The sequence below is a fragment of the Xenorhabdus bovienii genome, assembly GCF_024721015.1.
Taxonomy (GTDB): domain Bacteria; phylum Pseudomonadota; class Gammaproteobacteria; order Enterobacterales; family Enterobacteriaceae; genus Xenorhabdus; species Xenorhabdus bovienii.
Genome location: NZ_JANAIF010000313.1, coordinates 1 through 510 on the forward strand (window position 1 = coordinate 1; position 510 = coordinate 510).

Below are 510 nucleotides of genomic sequence, written 5' to 3' on the forward strand. Positions count from 1 at the left end.
CCGCCAGAGAATATGATCGTGAGCTCTATCGGCTTCGCCATTTGGTTGAAAATACTTTCCTTCATCTTAAGCGCTGGCGTGGTATAGCCACTCGCTATGCAAAAAATAGCGCGTCTTTTCTTGCCTTGTTCTTTGGCTGAAAATCTCATGACGACATCGTCTAGGTTTAACCATCTATCATCTGACGGATTTCCATTTATGTGATCTACAACCAAGTCAGACTCGGGTAACTCCCCATTCATATATAAAAAAGCCAAGCGATGTAAAAAATAATACTTTTTATCAATCATCACTTGAAAATAGCCATGAGTATCAAGTCTACCTGCCGATGATTTAAGTTTACACCTTGGCCCAGTTCTTTTTATCCATATGAATTTTCCTGTTTCAGGATTATAGCTCAATACTTCTTTCAGTCTACTTTGAGAAATACTCACATATACGCAATTAACTTGAAGAGGCGGGTTTTAAAATCTGGAAGTTATCAGTCAACCGAGTGGTGAGCTCTTTCGC

At 39.4% G+C, this 510-nt stretch carries 2 pseudogenes; one reads left to right on the top strand and one right to left on the bottom strand.

Annotated features, from left to right (window positions below):
• Positions 1 to 140 (top strand): annotated as a pseudogene (locus tag NXS07_RS20755) (IS5/IS1182 family transposase); the annotation flags it as partial.
• A gap of 72 nt (positions 141 to 212) precedes the next feature.
• Here NXS07_RS20755 and NXS07_RS21675 read toward each other — a convergent pair.
• Positions 213 to 290: pseudogene (locus NXS07_RS21675) on the bottom strand (HNH endonuclease); the annotation flags it as partial.
• Positions 291 to 510: the final 220 nt, after the last annotated feature.